At 37.6% G+C, this 19,113-nt stretch carries 13 protein-coding genes; 12 read left to right on the forward strand and 1 reads right to left on the reverse strand.

Translation table 11 applies throughout. The features are described 5' to 3' along the window. Positions 1–12 precede the first annotated feature (12 nt). The 8 genes from ACYQ2D_RS11525 (at position 13) to ACYQ2D_RS11560 (ending at position 5,637) form a co-directional block, all read left to right on the forward strand. Entirely contained in the window at positions 13–615 is a 603-nt protein-coding gene (locus tag ACYQ2D_RS11525; protein WP_459785488.1) for an endonuclease NucS domain-containing protein, read from the forward strand. A gap of 17 nt (positions 616–632) precedes the next feature. Next, positions 633–1,700: a macro domain-containing protein gene (locus ACYQ2D_RS11530; RefSeq protein WP_459785489.1), complete on the forward strand. Its 1,068-nt coding sequence runs from the start codon at positions 633–635 to the stop codon at positions 1,698–1,700. A gap of 178 nt (positions 1,701–1,878) precedes the next feature. Beyond that, positions 1,879–2,733 carry an ADP-ribosylglycohydrolase family protein gene (locus ACYQ2D_RS11535; RefSeq protein ID WP_117456478.1) on the forward strand — a complete coding sequence of 285 codons (855 nt, stop codon included), beginning with the start codon at positions 1,879–1,881 and terminating at the stop codon, positions 2,731–2,733. A gap of 26 nt (positions 2,734–2,759) precedes the next feature. Further along, positions 2,760–3,209, forward strand: a complete 450-nt coding sequence (locus ACYQ2D_RS11540; protein WP_243182777.1) for an SIMPL domain-containing protein — start codon at positions 2,760–2,762, stop codon at positions 3,207–3,209. Between the two features lie 34 nt (positions 3,210–3,243). Beyond that, positions 3,244–4,131: a 4Fe-4S binding protein gene (locus tag ACYQ2D_RS11545; RefSeq protein ID WP_459785490.1), complete on the forward strand. Its 888-nt coding sequence runs from the start codon at positions 3,244–3,246 to the stop codon at positions 4,129–4,131. A 396-nt stretch (positions 4,132–4,527) separates the two neighbouring features. Next, the gene (locus ACYQ2D_RS11550; protein ID WP_459785491.1) at positions 4,528–4,836 is read left to right on the forward strand and encodes an AAA family ATPase; all 309 of its coding nucleotides are present in this window, start codon (positions 4,528–4,530) and stop codon (positions 4,834–4,836) included. Next, complete coding sequence (locus ACYQ2D_RS11555; RefSeq protein ID WP_459785492.1) at positions 4,817–5,395, forward strand: AAA family ATPase; 579 nt, start codon at positions 4,817–4,819, stop codon at positions 5,393–5,395. Before ACYQ2D_RS11550 ends, ACYQ2D_RS11555 begins: the two co-directional genes overlap by 20 nt. Next, the gene (locus ACYQ2D_RS11560) at positions 5,392–5,637 is read left to right on the forward strand and encodes a hypothetical protein (protein WP_243182774.1); all 246 of its coding nucleotides are present in this window, start codon (positions 5,392–5,394) and stop codon (positions 5,635–5,637) included. Before ACYQ2D_RS11555 ends, ACYQ2D_RS11560 begins: the two co-directional genes overlap by 4 nt. 313 nt (positions 5,638–5,950) lie before the next feature. On the opposite strand, the gene ACYQ2D_RS11565 is transcribed toward ACYQ2D_RS11560, so the two are convergent. Next, complete coding sequence (locus tag ACYQ2D_RS11565; protein WP_459785493.1) at positions 5,951–6,325, reverse strand: helix-turn-helix domain-containing protein; 375 nt, start codon at positions 6,323–6,325, stop codon at positions 5,951–5,953. Positions 6,326–6,542: 217 nt separating this feature from the next. On the opposite strand from ACYQ2D_RS11565, the gene ACYQ2D_RS11570 reads away from it, so the two are divergent. The 4 genes from ACYQ2D_RS11570 to ACYQ2D_RS11585 all read left to right on the forward strand — a co-directional run bounded on the left by ACYQ2D_RS11570 (position 6,543) and on the right by ACYQ2D_RS11585 (position 19,040). Then, complete coding sequence (locus ACYQ2D_RS11570) at positions 6,543–7,418, forward strand: tyrosine-type recombinase/integrase (protein WP_459785495.1); 876 nt, start codon at positions 6,543–6,545, stop codon at positions 7,416–7,418. Between the two features lie 299 nt (positions 7,419–7,717). Continuing rightward, positions 7,718–9,376, forward strand: coding sequence for a PucR family transcriptional regulator (locus tag ACYQ2D_RS11575; protein WP_459785496.1), 1,659 nt, complete (start codon positions 7,718–7,720; stop codon positions 9,374–9,376). Positions 9,377–9,650: 274 nt separating this feature from the next. After that, on the forward strand, positions 9,651–11,096 hold the full coding sequence (locus ACYQ2D_RS11580) for an Rrf2 family transcriptional regulator (protein WP_459785497.1): 1,446 nt from the start codon (positions 9,651–9,653) through the stop codon (positions 11,094–11,096). Between the two features lie 36 nt (positions 11,097–11,132). After that, positions 11,133–19,040, forward strand: a complete 7,908-nt coding sequence (locus ACYQ2D_RS11585; RefSeq protein ID WP_459785498.1) for a Cna B-type domain-containing protein — start codon at positions 11,133–11,135, stop codon at positions 19,038–19,040. Positions 19,041–19,113 lie beyond the last annotated feature (73 nt).

Here is a 19,113-nt window from a genome sequence, read left to right on the forward strand (position 1 = left end):
TGTATCTTATCTGTGTTTTTTTATTTTCAGCAGAAAAGGAAAACAAAAAACGCATACGATACGGTAGTAACCCGATTTAATGTCGCTAAAGTTATTCGTGACAGAGTGAAAAAGCTGGATAATCACAATGCAAGGTTGAAGAAGTGTGATGTAGCAGTTGAATTAGATATTGATGATACTGACAGTGCTGAAAAAGTTACAATAGACATTGGGATAAAACGACAGCAGTTCTCTAATGAAAAGTTGTTAGAAAATGAGCTTACTGAAAGAATAGAAAGTGATATGTCAGTATTTGGTATGAACCTTAAAGAGTATAAACGTAAAGGTGAGTATGGCAGACAATATATTATTCCAGTTGGAAGACTTGATTTATTATGTGAGGATAATCAAGGAAATTTGTATGTTGTCGAATTGAAGAAGGACAGTGGCTATGATGATGCTTATGAACAGACGGTTCAGTACCTCGAATGGTTTGAGAAAAGTGAAAAATTCAAAGGTAAAAAAGTATATGGGATTATTTGTTTGAACAATCTGACAAAGGAACTTATTTTAAGAGGGCATAATGATAAGAGAATGCGGTTGTTTGAATATCACATATCTTATACAGAGTTGTAATACTAGGAGGTGTCACGATGCCATTTAAGATTGTCCGTAACGATATAACAAAAGTTAAAGCAGATGTGATTGTAAATACTGCCAACCCGAATCCGATATGTGCAAGCGGTACAGATTTAGCCATATATGAGGCGGCAGGAAAAGAACAGCTTCTTGCCGAAAGAGCAGGTATCGGCAAAATTGCAAGAGGTGATATTGCTGTTACCGGTGCATACAACTTAAAGGCAAAATATATTATTCATACAGTAGGACCGGTATGGACAGACGGAAAGCATCATGAATTTGAAATCCTTGAGAATTGTTATCGAAAATCGTTACAGAAAGCATTGAAACTTGAGTGTGAGAGTATAGCATTTCCCCTGATTTCGACAGGAGTATATGGATTTCCGAAGAACAAGGCATTACAGATTGCTGTGTCAGTATTCAGCCAGTTTCTTACTGAAAATGAAATGGAAATCATACTGGTAGTGTTTGATAAAAGGTCTTTTCAGCTGTCCGGTCAGATTGTTGGGGATATTGATTCTTATATAGATGCTAATTACGTCAGAGAAATCCGTAGAAAAGAGTACCCGATAAGGAGCAGAAGAAGTACTCGTATAAAAGAATTGGCAGAAGAAGATTTCAATGAAGAAATGCTTCAAAGAGAAGAAGACAACTATCTACTTGAGAAAATGACAGATACAGGCATGACAGAGTTACTCATGCCGTTAGAAAATATTTCATTGGAAGACCAGCTGGCCAATATAGGAGCTTCCTTTCATGATAAATTATTTGAACTGATTGACGAAGCACATCTTGATAATAAAGATGTGTGGAAACGGGCAAATCTTGACAGGAAACATTTTTCAAAGATTCAGTGTGACCAGAACTATCATCCAAAGAAGAAAACTGTGATGGCACTCTGTATCGCACTGCGGCTTGACCTGGAACAGTCAAAAGATTTACTTGCCAGAGCAGATTGGGCATTTAGTCCAAGCAGTAAGGTGGATCTGATTGTACAGAAGGCTATCATTGATAAGCAGTATGATATTATGCAGTTGAATGTGACTTTGTTTAAGTATACGAATGAAATATTGGGAGTATAAAGAGGTTACAAGTAAATATTGATTGGCATATGTTACGTCGATACTTGTAGTATCGGCGTTTGCTTTTGTCCTAAAAAGTGTCGCCCGGACAGCGACCATATAAAGATGCCGCTCAACTATACTTATATTGTAACAAAGAAAAAGAGCTGCCGGAGCAATCCGGAGATTGGAGGCATATATGTACGGAGCAATTTTAGGAGATATTATAGGAAGTCCATTTGAGTTTGACAGAGGAAATAAAACAAAGGAATTCGATTTGTTTACTAAAGGCTGTGACTTTACAGATGATTCTGTTATGACAATAGCAGTTGGAGAAGCTCTTCTTGCAGTCGGAACGGAAGCTACAGTAAAGGAAATAGAAGAGGCGCTAGTAACTAACATGCAGGATTGGGGAAAAAGATATCCATATGCAGGTTATGGTGGAAGATTCAGGTATTGGCTTAGAGAAAGCAACCCAAAGCCATACGGAAGTTATGGGAATGGATCCGCCATGAGAGTGTCAGCGGCGGGATGGCTTTATGATTCGCTGGAAAGAACAAGAGAGGTAGCAAGAGCGACAGCAAATGTGACACATAATCATCCGGAAGGCATTAAGGGTGCAGAAGCAACAGCCAGTGCAATATACATGGCTAGGAATGGATTTTCAAAAGAAGAAATTAAAGAATACATCGAGAGGGAGTTTCATTACAATCTTGATAGAACACTTGATGAGATCAGACCGGGATATCATATGGATGAGACTTGTCAGAGAACAGTACCGGAGGCAATTATTGCATTTCTGGAATCCAAAGATTTTGAGGATGCCATACGGAATGCAGTATCACTAGGTGGAGATACTGACACGCTTGGCGCTATCACAGGCAGTATTGCAGAAGCATTTTATGGAATTCCGGCTGTATTGATTGCAGAGTGTAGAAGCCGGATTGATGAAGGCTTGATGACGGATGTTCTTGATGAGTTTGATCATACTCTTGGTAGAGATAAAAATGCTGATTCAGATGAGAAGAAGGGGAAAAGATTAATGGAATTGTGATTAATCCATTTGGTAAGTATATTCAGATGACAAAGAAGATGATAGCGGTTTTAAAAGGAAGAGCAAAGATAATGAGAACAATTAAAGTTACGGGAAAAGGTAAAATAGCAGTAAAGCCGGATATGATCCGGTTATATGTCAGCAAGGAAGAACTTTGCAAAGAATATGAAGATACTCTCCGAAGGTCAACAGAAGATACAGAGCTCCTCAAGGATTTGTTTGAAAAACTTGGCTTTCAGAGAAAAGACCTTAAAACAGTATATTTTAATGTCGATACAGAATATGAAAGCTATCAGGACAGAGATAAGAGCTGGAAGCGAAGATTTAAAGGCTATAAGTACAGTCATCGTATGAAAATAGAGTTTGAAGCTGATAATAAAAGATTAGGGCAAGTCCTTTACTCTTTGGCTCATAGTTCATTAAAGCCAGAGTTTTCTATTTCCTCACTTGCTGAAACCATGGGGCGGAATGTATAATCAAGAATGAAAGCTAAATGATAAGGAGGCCTCTATGAATAAAGATAAAAGAGTTCAGAGCAAACCCGCACAAAAAGAAGCAATTAAAAGAAACAAGTTTCGCAAATATGTGCCATCAATTTTGCTATTTCTGCTATTTGAGATAGTGGCAGTTACATTGTGGCTTGTTAAGAAAAATCTATTTTATCTATTAAATTTTAGCTACATAGGAGGCTGCCTTGGACTGGGAACAGCACTATTTACCGCCGGAAAACAGTATGCCAGACATTTCATACAATTGGCGGTGGGAAGCTATATGTTGTTGTATCTCGGTGTGATTTCCCATGAAAATATGCAGATTGAGGGATTCTGGTATTATCTGTTCTTAGGCGTTTTTGAAGCGGCAACTATCCATTATGCTGTGGCGAAAATATTTGGTCCATTGTTTTTGGGGCGCGGTTGGTGTGGCTATGCCTGCTGGACAGCCATGGTGCTGGATTTTCTACCTTACAAACAGCCGCAACAGCCACGAAAAGAGAAGCTTGGTTTTCTTCGCTATGTGATGTTTGTACTGTCATTAGCGTTGGTATCCGGTTTGATGCTGATAAAAATTGCAAAGCTGGAACAAATTATGTTTTGGCTGTTCATCGTAGGAAATGTGCTTTATTATATTTTGGGTATCGGACTGGCATTTGTACTCAAGGATAATCGTGCATTCTGCAAATATCTGTGTCCTGTTACAGTATTCCTCAAGCCTATGAGTTATTTTTCATTTTTACGTGTTCATTGTGACGAGAGTAAATGTATTCATTGTGACAAATGCTTGAGAGTCTGTCCTATGAACGTGGAAGTTAATAAAGAATCCCGAAAGCGAAAAAATGGAACTGAATGCATTCTTTGCTATGAATGCACAAAAGCTTGTCCAACAAAGGCGTTGCACTAGGGAAAATGGATTTGTAGTGATGAAACAGGGAAACGTTGAGTATGAAAGGCAAGTGAACAGTAATTTGCTGAATCATTCGCACCAGAATATGAACATTTTTGGGAAGAAAAAAGGATATAATATAGAGTTATAGATATAAAAAATAGCGAATATATATAAAGTTTGATTTTAAATGAAAAGAGTTTGTTTAAAATTGCTGTCATCCTCCTTGTGAGGATGTGAGTTGAAATATGATAAAGATAAGAAGTTAAAAAAGTATGGTATTATTATAAGACTTGGCTCCCAAAAGAATAGTTACTGGGAGATTGTGGATAAAGCTCTACAGGAGTAAAAAATAGGTTAGTCCAAGATTAGTCAAAGAAAATATAAAAAGTTAAAATAATTGAGGTGATGGAAATGCCATTAACAAGGATCGAAGCAGAAAATTTCACAGTATTTGAAGATATTACGATACCATTCAGTAAAGGATTAAATGTATTAGTTGGAGAAAATGGTATGGGAAAAACGCATATCATGAAGCTGGATTATGCAGCGTGTCAGGCATCAAAACATGATGTGTCATTTTCACAGAAGACAACAATGCTTTTTCGCCCTGATCAGTCTAGTATCGGGCGGCTGGTAAACAGAAATAAAAATGGTAATAATACAGCAAAAATCTCGGTGGAATCTGGATGCAGCAGTGAAAATGGGGAATGTAGAATTTGATGATACTTATCTGGACGTTATTGCAGCAGCAAAGATTGATATTTCCAGAGGAGTTGATTCCGCATCGAGAAAAAAATATCTGGATATTTTACAAAAAATCAGTTCTGGAAAAGTAACCTTGCATGATGACAGATTTTATCTGAAACCAGGTACACAGGCTAAATTGGAATTCAACCTGGTAGCTGAAGGATTGCGAAAAATAGCATTGTTATGGCAGCTAATTAAGAATGGCACGCTGGAAAAAGGATCTGTATTATTTTGGGATGAACCAGAAGCAAATATCAATCCGAAATATATTCCTGTGCTGGCTGAATTGCTGATCATGCTGGAAAGTGAGGGAGTACAGATTTTCGTATCTACCCATGATTATTTCTTATCTAAGTATATCGAGGTAAAACGGAGTAAGGAAAGTGAGGTTCAATACATTTCTTTATATAAAGATGATGAAGAAAAAGTACAATGTGAGACAGCAACAGAATTTGAACTGTTAGAACATAATGCAATCATGGATACTTTCCGACAGCTTTACAGAGAAGAAATTGGGGTGGTACTAAAGTGAAAATCATAACGGAATCGGAAATGAATTTTGGAAAATTTGATGAAACAGATTTGTTTCATATTGAGAATTCTAAAATTTACAAAGATCTTGGTTTAGGGATAAAAACGGTTGAGTTCATTCTAAAGTATGATGAAAATAGTATCGTGTTTTTGGAAGCAAAGAAAAGTTGTCCGAACGTTGCCAATCGTTATGAATCAGAGGAAAAAGAACAGAAATTTGAAGAATATTATTCGTCAAAATAATAAAGAGTAAAATGGAGTGATTTTGGAGTTTATTTCTTCATAAGCGGTGCGAAAAGCACAAGAACATAACACACATTCGAAATGCAAGCCTCTAATAACAGTCTTTGTGTGTCATGAAACGCAGTACGCAAAGGAGTTTGAGCAATTTGAATGTTAAGGTGCAAATATAATTATCCTGAAAAGGGTAAAAATGATTAGCGACCAACAAAAAGAAATTAAACCTTGAGATATGAGCAAAAATCAGCTTGTACCTCAAGGTTTTTTATTTCTGCACGGCAAAAAACTTTATAAATACGCAATGTCATTAACTGTTTTAGTAGCTTCCATTCCTTTTTTGAGAGAGAAGGGTAATTTCTTTCTGATTAAAAAGGTTGTTACATTCATCTATAATAGCTTCAACTGTGCGTACCTGTGATGGTGTGAGCTTGCGGAGCTTATCTGAGAGAATCAACAGATCCTTATCTATAATTTCACCAGTGAGCAAATAGTCGGCACTTACTTCTAAAGCAGAGGAGATTTTTAACAGATTTTCAGGTCTCATTGCCCGTTTTCCTGATTCCGCATAAGAAACAAACTGGGTAGTGACTTCCCCTTTTTCTGCAAGTGCTTCTTGAGTGAGTCCCAGCTTTTTTCTACGATCCATAATTCTTTTTCCAATTTCCTGTAAACATAATTCGTTATCCGACATTAGTATAAAACATCTCCTCTCGTATTGTTAAATTATATCCACAATAGATGATAAAAATAAGCGTCTACTGTTGGCTAAAATCAATAATACGATATATTATCAGAGATAAATATTGAAAAATCGTGGATGCATAACAAGTAGAAAAAGTAGTGTATGGGAATACGAAAAAGCGAACAGCTATAATAAAAGAAAATGAATTCTCAGGAGGACTATGATTATGGAACAGATGGATTTTTCAATAGAGGTATCAGAAAGTGAGATAGAAAAATTTGCAGATTATTTATACCAGAAAGAAAATGCAAAGGCAACAATCAATAAATATATGGCAGATATAAAAAAGTTTTTATCTTTTTTGGCAGATGATAAGCGGATCAATAAAAAAGTATTGTTGCAATATAAAGATTGGCTTGTCCAAAAATATGCTGTCAATAGTGTTAATTCGATGCTTGCCGCATTGAATCAGTTCCTAGAATTTTTGAATGTAGGAAATCTGAAAGTGAAAAGAATAAAAGTGCAGAAGCAGCCTTTTTTACAGGATCAGAAAGAAGTGACAGAAAAAGAATGCAGGAAATTGATTGCAACAGCTATGGCAGAAGGAAAAGAACAGCTTGCATTGTGTATTGAAACAATAGCATGTACAGGAATCCGGATCAGTGAAATAAAATATTTTACAGTGGAGCGTGTAAAATCTGGAAAGATAGAGATTTATAATAAAGGAAAGTATAGAAGGATTTTTTTGCCGAAGGTATTGCAAAGGAAACTTCTTTCCTATTGCCATAATAACCAAATAGCAGAAGGTTGGATATTTGTCACGAAAAATGGGAAGTTAAAAGACAGAAGTAATATTTGGAGAGAAATGAAACGATTAAAAGAAAAGGCAGGAGTAGCAGAATCAAAAATATTCCCGCATAATTTTCGACATCTATTTGCAAGGATTTATTATAAAGTAACAAAAGATATTACAGGTCTTGCAGATTTACTTGGACATAGCAGCATCAATGTAACGAGAATATATACAGCAACTACAGAAACAGTGTTCCAAAAGAAGCTAGATAAGATTGTCGAACAGGAAATATTGGACTGTACAACATAATATCTGTTATGTTGTTTATGGACAGATTAATTTTCGTACGATATAATGTTAAATAACACCATGTTATCTGTTATACTGTTCATATTACATAGTTCCTTTCTGATTTTTTTGGTAGCTGTGCCCTATTTAAGTACCGCTTTTGGGAAATTGGCTATAATCTTTATTATTTTTATTGTTTAAAGTTCTCTTTTTGAGGAAATGAATGACTTGCAGAAATAGGGTAGAACAGGTTAATAGAGACACTGTACAACATAACAGATATTATGTTGTATTGATTTTGCAATGGATAAGGAGTAACGATGGCATATACTGTAAGAAAATTACTTGAATCAGAACAGTTTCCAAAAATGAAGCTGCTTTGCGGTGAAAAAGGTCTAGATTTGGAAGTGAAAGGCATTCGAATAATCGAAATTGAAGATATGGAGCGATACCTGACGGGTGGTGAAATACTCATAACCAATTTTCAGGTATATTTATCATGCAGTGATCGAGAAGTAGAGCAGCATTTTGAAGATTTAGTTAAAAGTGACATAAGTGGATTCATTGTAAAGAAAAGAAAAGAATATGATCCTACAGGACGCAGATTGAGTTTATTAGAAAAACACTGCAAAAAATATGAAATTCCTCTGGTAGAAATTTCAGAAGATTCATATTACTGGGGAATTATCCGCTATGTTATAATGCAGGTATTCGATAAAGACACTGCACGCTTAAAGTATTTTAAGATTACACATGATAGTTTTAATATGTTTATTTTAAAAAATAATGGATCAAGTAATACAGCAAGTGATATTATCAAATTTTTAAGTATCATGATCGAGAATCCTGTTGTGTTGTATTATGGTAATCTTAATTGTATGGTTTCAACAAACTCGGACAACTCCAAGTTAATATTGTCAGATGAAATTCAGCCATATAAACCCAATATTATTACGAAATTTCAATATATGAAGCAGATGAAAGGAAGCTGTGTTCAATATGTAGTGAAATTTGCCATATTGAATGAGATGGAAATATATATAACAATAACAGAAGAAAATAGAGAACTGATAGAACTTGATTATATGGCAATCGAAAATGCGATTATTAACTTGCAGTATGGATTTTTGAGTGAATTTGCACAGGATGAAATGAAAAAGAAGTATCAGAGAGATCTTATCCATAATATTCTGAATGGATTACTGAGTTCGAAAGAAATGACTGAAGCGGCAGCACAGCTCGGCATGAAAGAAAGCGATACTTACAGGGTTGTTGATTTTCATACCATCAAAAATAATGTACAAAGTAAATATACAAAAGAACAGCTTCACGAAGTAGGTGTTATCGAGGGTGAATTGAAGCATCTTTTGCCGGATGCGCTTATTTATAGAAATATGGATCAGATTGTTATGATTCAACAGGTAGATTTCAATCAGACAGAACTGGAGTATCAGAAAGAGATGGAAGAAGTAGAGGATGTTATCCAGCGAAGCATCTTTTATAGAAAGAAAGATACAGACTTTCAGATTGGTATAGGAAAAAGTGTGGAAGGGTATCAACGGCTGAAAGAATCTTATCACGAAGCAAGTCGGGCTATCAAGTATATTGAGATTATCCGCCAGGTGACTGGTGATAAGAATAAGTCAGTAGTACATTATTCGAACCTCGGATTTTTCCAGATATTCAGCGAAATTGATGATGTGACGGAACTGGAAAGATACATTCCGGAAACATTAAAGAAATTATATTTATATGATGATGAACATAAGGGAGAATTGATTACAACCTTGCAGATGTATCTTAGAAATAAGCAAAGTATCAGGAAAACTGCAGACGCAATGTTTGTTCATTATAGAACGATATCTTACAGGCTTGAAAAAATAAAACAAATTTCCGGAATTAATTTTGACAATGCAAATGAAGTGCTGGCAGTCAGTAATGGCCTGATTATTTATAAAATGTTAAAAGAAATAGAATAGAAAAAGAAAGAGAAATCGTGTTGAGGCATGGTTTCTTTTTTTTGAACGAAGTTCATAAAAAGATATAAATGGAGAATATCGACACAATGGAACAGATTTTACAAAAAAACAGATAAATATTTTCATTGATTGTACATTATATTAACCGTTTTAAATCTGTATAATTGGGAAACTGATGAGAAAAATTATTAGTGAAAACATGGAAGATATCAATTTTTGATATTTTTTTTGATATAAACTAAGACTTCGCAGGGTTTAGATTAGAGGGATAACGATGCAACTGAAAAATTCGACAGATTACGCAATTAGAATTGTATGTTACTTGGCAGCACAGGAACGGATGGTATCTACATCAGAATTGTCACGGAAGCTAAATGTTTCCGCTAATTATGTTCCTAAAATAGCGAAAAAACTGAAAAATGCAAAAATAGTCACTGCCTGTGAAGGTACAAATGGTGGCTATATGCTGGCAAAACAACCGGAGAACATTTCTTTAATGGATATTATATCGTGTGTAGAGGAAACAATGGCAATTAATCGTTGTTTGGAAGAAGATCGTTTTTGTTCCAGAAATTTAGAAGATACCTGCAAGATACATAAAATATTGTTGAGTTTGCAGAATACATACAATAATAAATTAGAGAGCGTAAAAGTTTCAGATGTTATCCGCCCTGGAGAAGATGAATATTTTGGACGATTTTATGTTGTATTAAAACTGAACTTGAAGGAAAAAAGCTACGAGTGTGTATATTCACATATCCGTGAAGTGTATGAGAAAGTAAGGAAAACAAAAAGTTATGAAGAGTTCATAAATCAATATATAGAAAGATATGTGTATACTTCTGATAAAAAAATGGTTCATGACTTCTTATCAAGTGAAGGATTAGAAGAAAGACTAATTGATGGATGTGTGGAAAAAGATCTTTCGTATCGCAGAATTACAGGAAAAGATAAGAATGCGTATGTTTGGATGGAAGCAAAAAAATATATAGATGCAAATGAGAATACTGCAATTATTACCTTACATAATGAGAAAATTGTCCAGAACACAGTTATAAAGATGGAACGAGAACTCATAAAAAAAGAACAAGATATGACAAAGCAGTATTGGGATATGGTATCACTTTTAACTACTGTATTAAATCATAATCAGTTAGTTGAATCAGGGTATCAAGATGATATCAGCTTCTATACAAAACAGGTATATCTTCAATTGCAGAAGAATTATCCGGAATATGGGATTACAGATGAAGAAATTTCGTCAGTAGCGCATTTAGCGCCGATTCATGATATTGGAAAGATAAAAGTGCCAATTGAAATTTTAAATAAGAATGGAAAATTGACAGATGAAGAAATGAATGTAGTAAAGCAACATCCATTAGTAGGTGCGGCGATGACCCAGAGATTCCCAGAGGGGATAACAACGGAAAAGCTGAACAAATATAGCTATGAAATATGCAGACACCACCATGAAAGATATGATGGATCAGGATATCCAGACGGTTTAAAAGGGAATGCGATTCCGATGTGTGCACAGGTCGTTGGGATTGTTGATGCTTACGATGCATTGCTCAATGATCGTTCATACAAAAGAAAATATGAACCTGAAGAGGCGATACGGATGATTTCAAATGGTGAATGCGGAGCGTTTTCTAATCAGCTGATGCAATGCTTTCAGGAGGCAGCAAAGCAGCAAAACTGGTTAAAAAGGCAAAATTAAAGTAACAAATGAAGGCAAAAGATTAGAGGTCCAGATATGAAGAAAAAAAGAAGGATAGAGAACAGAATTATCGCAGTAATACTATGTATAGCTATCTTATTTTCTCAAGTGAATATTGCGGATGCGGCAGATCTGAATCCATCAGGTACCAACACGAGTCAAGTGGTCCTTTCTGATGAAACCAATATGAGCAATGATGAAGCATCAACCGAATCCACAGTTTCAGATGAAATAAATGGCACCACGGAGTCCGAATCTTCGATATCGGAGGAAACAAATGAAAACTCGAAGAATAACGAATCGGAATCTTCCAATGAAAATGTTAAAGCAGAATCAACAGATAATATAGATGCTTATTATAAGGATAGTAAAATATGCATTTATAATTACGAGCAGTTAAAACAGATAGGTTCGGATGCCTATGTATATACAGGGGATAAGGACGGAACGATAGGTTCTGGAGATGTAGTAAAGAGTGAAGGCACTGAGCTGAAATACGGTGCAGATGCCCAATACATTTTGATGAATGATATCCAGATGAACTTGGAACAGATGTGGTCAGTACCGGATTCCTTTACCGGAACTATTACTGGTACGGAAGTAGAAGAAAACGAAACACCAACGCTGTATGATAAGGAAACGGATACAATCTACATATACAATCCATATCAGTTAATGGTACTTGCGCAAGAAGAATCTGAAACGGAACCAGTTATGACATTGGATTATGATGCACCACAGTTTGGTATGGGGCAGATGATTTATCCGGACGGAGAAGATCAAGAGTATCTGACTTATAGTAAGTCTCATAAGTATGTACTGTCGCAGAAATTTAATTCAGATAAGCCGGAACTGGTTGCGGATCAATTGAGTAAAGCAAGTGCAGAAGGAACAGAAGGTCGAGATTTCAAAGGGCAAGTTGTTAAGGCTATCGGAGATAAGACCTACATCTTGATTGGAAATGAGCAGCAGTTAAGGAAAATTGGTACGGATGAACAAGTAAATGGTGCGGTTTATCAGGCATATCTACAAGGTGGAGTATGGAGACATGATACAGATTCAAGTGGCAAACCGATCATGCTTTATAGTGGTGATGCTGATTTAACAAAAGACCAGAATGGAGTAGCAGATTTTACTTTTGGACAAATTAAAGATGCTGATAGTAAATATAGTCAGTATCTCAAGATATATGCCAGAGGTAGGTGTGGAGTCAATCAGATAACAGGTGAAATTGACCCTTATTTAGATATAGACAAAACAACAGGACAGAAATATACAGCAAACGCAAATTATATTATTTTCCGAGATATAGATTTGAGCAGTGAAGAGTGGAAGCCGCTTACTTTTCAAGGAACAATGATTGGAGCTAAGGCGAAAGATAATGAGTCCCTTTGGGATTCATCATCCAGTCAAATTACAGCTAGTACGAAACCAGCACTTTCTAATGTAAAAGTTGTGCAATCAAGTAGACTCAATGTTGGAGAACAAATGGGTGTAGGCTTTTTCTCTACAATATCGAGTGAAGTAAGTGATAACGATATCGGTATTAGTAAAGGATTAGTGCAAGTTTCAAATATTAAGTTTGAAAATATTAGTGTTCAAACATCAACTTCTGAAACATATTATCCGGACACTCTCATAAGTACATTAACAAGTACTCTGGGTAAGTTGCTTGGTGGAGTTTTAAGTGGATTGACATTTATTTTAACGTTCGGTCAGGTAAAAATTGATCTTGGAAAAACATTAGGAGATGTTCTTGATGCGAGAAAGAAAGATCCGACAGCATTAGCAACTGGTGCGATTGCTGGGCGAGTAGAAGGGCAGGTAGAACTATCTAATCTTGAAGTAAACAATGCTAATGTTGAAAACGTGAATAACAATACAGGTGGATTTGTTGGATATATCGTTGGTAAAACACAGTATGATGGGCTATCAAACGCACTTGGTGGACTTGTCAAGTTACTTACAAATATATTGAATGTAATTCCAGGATTAGGTTTAGGTGACTTAATCACGATTCTGCTTGGAAATGCTATTCCTTTAGAAAAGTTAATTCCGACAGGTTATATCAATGCCAAAATTATGAATTGTACTGTAAATGGATTAAGTATTTCTACAGCTGCTGATAAAGAGTATGCAGGTGGATTTATTGGACAACAGAAAGGAACAATTGTAGAAAATTGTTCCATTTCCAATAGTGCTTATACGATAAACGGAAAGTCTTTTGCAGGTGGATTTGTTGGAATAGCTCGTGATGATGCGATAGAAGGTACACTTTCTGGTGCATTGGATATTGAAACAAAATTGCCGAAAATGAATCCAGAAAGTTTGCTTTTGAATTGCTCACTAAATAATGCTCGAATGATAGTATCAGGTGAAAGTTACGTGGGCGGATTTGCCGGCGGATTTGCCAATTCTACTGCGGTGAATTGTACAGTAGAAGCTAAAAATGAACTTACAGTGAAGGCTTCAGGAAATCATGCCGGCGGATTTGCCGGCGTTGCAGCACTTGGTTGGGCAGCGGATATAGGAAAAGGAGATACAAAGGATAACTTATTAGGTGGTGTTGTAGATCTTGTTGTAAAGCTTTTAAGTAGTAATCCAGGTGCAACATCTTCATTACTTTCTTTAGCAGGTGTAAGTCCGTCATATATTCTAGGATGTACAGTAAAAGCACCTCTTAAAGTAAGTGGTGTTGATTATGTAGGTGGTATCGTAGGAAGTGGTAATGGATCTTCTATAGCACCATCCAGTGCAGAATATTTACAAAAAGTATCTTACTGGAGAAATAACATTTACGAAACAGGAGCAATTGCAACCAAAAATGTTGTTCTAAATGGCGATATCAATATTTCAGGGCGAGATTATGTAGGTGGGATTGCAGGATCTTTAGGTACAGCTAGTGTAGCGGGGCTTCTTAACACAACGCTTGGTGTGGCATCGTATCTTGCATTTACCGTGGATAACGTTTTAGTACAGGGCAACGAGAACTTCTCAGTTGAAGGTCGAGAACGAGTTGGTGCCGGACTTGGTGATGCGATCGGCGGAAGCATAAAAAATGTAACCCTTAACAATGTAGTATCTGTTAACGGGGATAATCTAGTTGGTGGATTTATCGGATTGTCAGGGCCGGGGGATCTAGCAGGAACAGATGGAGGATTAACGGTTAATCTCCTTGGCCTTAACTATCTTTTGAAGCTTAGCAATCTACTTTCTTTAGGACAAGCAGTAGAAGTTAAGATTCAAAATGTTCAGGTTAATGGTGTAGAAAAAGGATTTGAAGTAAAAGCTACGGGTGTACGTGAAGATAATTCTGTACGAGATTATACAGCTTCCGGTTTTATTGCTAGAAGTAATTGTACAAAGGTAGAAAATGCACACGTAACAAAGTTGAAATCTGTAGAGGCCGCAGATGTAGGTGGTTATGCAGCAGGGTTTGTTGCAATTTCCAAAACAGGAGGACTTGCTGAAGTTGGAGACAAAACGGAAGTTAAATCTTTGATTGAAGCAAACGGATTACTTAATGCGATCAGTTATTTAATTCCTCGTTATACAAACTGTACAGTAAGTTATGTAGATGGTGGAAGTGTAACGGCTGATGTTGCAGGTGGCTTTACAGCAGATTTTCAAAGCGGTGTAGTTAATAATTCTGAGCGGGGAGCGGATGATTATTATGCTGTATATAATCTTGCAGCCGTTAACGGACAGTCTTATGCCGGAGGATTTGGAGGAAATGTTTACTCTGGAGCGTTGGCAGATGCTGGGAAAGGAATCAGTATTCTTGGAAATCTCAATGGGCTGAATATAAACATTGGAGAACTTGTAAATCTAATCAATGCCTACATTCCATATATACAGTATGCAGGAGTCAAGTCAGACAACGGATTTACAGTCACTGCGAACAAGATGAAATCAGAGGACAGCCATTCTGGAAGTGCCGGAGGATTTATCGGATATGGAAGTGGTGTTCAGGTAAGCTACTGTGATGTTACGAGTCTGAAACATACAAGTGTAACAGAACCTGAGAAAGGTTTGGAAGACACTGATGGCTCAAACTATTTTAATGATGTAAAGAGCCAGTACGCAGTGACTGGTGCAAGATATGCTGGTGGCTATATTGGCTATATGGATATTGGTTCCGCAGCTTCTGTTGGAAAAGGCTTGAGTATTCTTGGAAAATCGATAGGAATCAACAATGTGCTGGATGCATTGAATGTGGTCGTTTCTACAATTGAGCATTCCAATGTTACAGGAAGTGTTGGAGGATTTGCAGTAAAGGCTTCTTGGAAAAATACTGCATCCGATGCGTCAGAAAATGATGTTCTTGGAGATGCAGGAGGATTTGCCGGAAAGATTTCTGGTGGACACATTCAGGATTCAAATGCAAATAACTTCTCATATATCATTGGACAGATTACTGCTGGTGGCTATGTGGGCGATCTTGAGCCGGGAAATGTGGCAAATGTACTTGGTGATACGGGTATCTTAGGTGGTCTTGTTGATGTGTCAGATACATTGGCATCATTAGCGGAGGACTTTGTACCGACGATCAGAAACAGCTCTACGACTTGTATTCCTTGTGGTGGTGCGGTTCGTGCAGATGCGGATTCAACAACACAAGTACAACGAGGTATGGCCGGAGGTTATGCAGGACATAATGAAGGCGGTCACATCTGGGGAAACAATACAAAGAATTGGAAAGGTAAAGCTTATACTGGACCAACAAGTGTCTGCAAAGCAGTCCGGATCCGATCTGTATACGGAGAAGAAATTGCCGGTGGTTTTACAGGACTTATGGAGTCAGCAGATACTGCAAGCACCGGAAACCTGTCCTTATTATGGGGATTGGTAAAGGTAGATAACATCCTGGGAGCACTTAGCGTTGTTTATCCGACAGAAGAAAATACGGCAGTTTACGGACCACTTGCCCTGATGGATTATGAAAACTGGAATAAATGGGTGGAGTTTGTCGGAAAAAAAGGCGGTTACGGAAGTGACCTTGCTGCGAATGGAACAGTGGGCAGTCAGGCAGAACTGGATGCAATCATTGGAAAGTATGCTTACGGATACAATGTTGTAGCAGGAAGAGTTAATTATCGAGATGAGACAAAACTGGCAAATGGCGGAGCAGCCGGTGGCTATGTCGGATCGATGCAGACCGGAACTATTACAAATGGACAGGCTTATCAGGCGAAGACAATTAAAGGGCTTCGATGCGCCGGTGGTTTTGCAGGAGAAATGATAAACGGCGGAGCAGCAAAGCTTGGAGGAGTTGATATCCTTGGTCTTAATCTGCAATTAGGACAAATGCTGCAGGTACTTAATGTCTTTGTGCCGGTAATCAAGAAATCTTCGGTAGAGGGTTATCAGAGTGGACTGATTGTCCAGTCAGAAGGTGTAGATAACAAGGATACCTGTGGTTATGCTGGAGGTTATGTAGGAAAACTGATCGGTGGGCAGATCTGGGGCGAAAATGATGCACGCTGCAAGGTCACAAAGCTGAGACGAGTTGACGGAAGAAGCTATGTTGGTGGATTTATTGGAAGCTCAAGACCGGGAAGTGTAGCAACACTGAATCCAACTGCAGGAGAAGGATTGCTCAGTCAGCTTCTGAATAAACTGTTAAGTACACCGGCAGATTTGATAAAAGTATTAAATGCTACAGTCGCAACGATCCGTTATGCAGATGTGGAAGCCTGGGATGACTGGGGAATCATCGTAAATGGTGCTTATGCAAGTGGAAGTAATAACACTTCTTATGCAAAAGCAGCCGGAGGATTTGCCGGAAATCTGGAAGGAACGGTACTCGGCAAGAAGGGTACGGAAGAGGCAGGAGTTTCTGTACAGAATATCCGTTCCGTAGTAGCCGGTGAATATGCCGGAGGATGCTTCGGTGTTGCTGATGTAGCCGGAGTTGCCAATATCAGTGCAGGAAGTGAAACATCTCTTTTGGATAAACTTTTGCAGCTTGGTAGAACCGATGTGTTGGATGCGTTTAGAAGTTACGTATATTACGGAACTGTAAGCGGAAGTAAGGATGCTGGCTTAAGTGTCAGTGCAAACACAGCGATAAAATCTGGTCAGAACAATGAAGTTACATATAGCGGAACAGCCGGAGGTTTTGGCGGCTCACTGTTAAATGGTTCTGTGAAAAACAGTAAAGTAACAGAATTAAGTAATGTAAGAGGTTTAAATAGTGTCGGTGGATTTGTTGGCTATTCTGGAAAGAGCGGAGTAGTTAAGGCAGACAAGATAGACGTTATTGGAGACAATACAGGACAGTTACTTGGTGGAGCTCTTGGAGTTATGGACATTTTTGGTTCTCACATTGATGACTGTGCAGTTACAGGAACGGATGACGGTTACACCGTGCAGAGTGCAAATGGAGATGAACAGATTGCCGGAGGATTTATCGGATATGCAAATCTTGCAAGAATGTCGAATTGTACAGCAGGTGATGCGAACAATCAGAAAATTGGATTAAAACAAGTGGCATCAGGAGGAACAGCCGGAGGATTTGCCGGACGAACAAGCTTTGCTTATCTTGCAGACTTGAAAGTGGATTCTGGAGCAGTGAATGTAATATTCTCACTTGTTAATAAACTTATAAAGGTATTGTATCTGGATAAAATCCAGGACTCCAATCTTTTGAAAATCAATCTTGGAATCATCAAGGTGGAAGCACTATATGATGGAAACCTGCTCCATGTAAATCTTCTCGGACTGGATATTTCTGTAGGATTGTCAAAGAAGTCAAAAGATAATCAGCAATCGACAGATCTTGCAATCATTACGATAGGAGATTCATCCATCAGTCTTCCATGTGACGAGAATGGCCTCTTGAATGATACTGATGCAAAATCCAATATCAGTGTAAACCTGATCAAAGCGAATCGTACAAAAATCACTGACAGTAATGTTTACGGTGTAAGCTACGGATACGATGTCTATGCAGGTGGAGCTGGAAACGACAAAGATGGTTCTAAAGATGATGGACGAAGCGGTGGCTTTGTTGGATTCAATGACGAAGGACTTTTAAAGAACAACAACATGTATTACTGTGATGTGGTCCGTGGAACAAAAGATCTTGTCGGACCATTTAGCGGAAAAAGCAAGTTGGATTCTGTGTATGAAGCTAACACACAGGAGAAGGTGGAAGGTGAGAATAATAATTACCGTATTTACAGAAAGCTGGATGTGGCACTGGATCAAATCAAAAAGGGTTCAGACAAGCTGAATCTAAGCCATGAAAAAGATACTTCCAGTGGATGGGATATTTACACGCTGGGTCATATGAATTCGGTAAAAAGCTATGAGACTTTGCAAAATGCAAAGCTGACAGATGATACTTCATCTATGACAGCAGAGCTTAAAGCATATGAATCACCAGCAAAAGCAGTATTGATGGCAGATACCAAAACAACATTGAACACAGGAGAAAGTGATACTCCGGAACCGTCCGAGTCACAGGATCCATGTGATGAGCACATCAAGCTGACAATCAATAAAATCTGGAAGGATTTCAACAATCTGGATAAAAAACGTCCGGATAATATTACAGTAACAATCTCCCGTACATGGACAGATGCAGTAGGAAAAGAACAGACAGAAACTGTTCCGGGATATGGGGACTATATTATAAGTGGTTCTAGTGATAAATCTATCTGGCAGGAAGTAATTAAAGGACTTCCAGCATATACGACGGATGAAAATAAAGCCATTCACTATTACACATATTCTGTTACGGAAACAAAAATAAAAGGATATACAACTACAATAGAAACTTCTAAAGATGGATTTACCTTCACGATTATCAACCGGCATTTTGCACTGCTTCCGGATACCGGCGGCGAGGGCATTATGATGTTTATCATAGCAGGTGGCCTGTTGTTAGCGTTCCTGCTTTATACCGGACGCAGAAGGAAACGGAAACAGACGATGTAGGAAAGGGGAGTAGAGTCATGAGAGAGATATGGCTGCGTGGGGAACTTCCACCGTAAAAGCTGAAGGAATCCCA

The organism is Blautia stercoris (genome assembly GCF_054657695.1).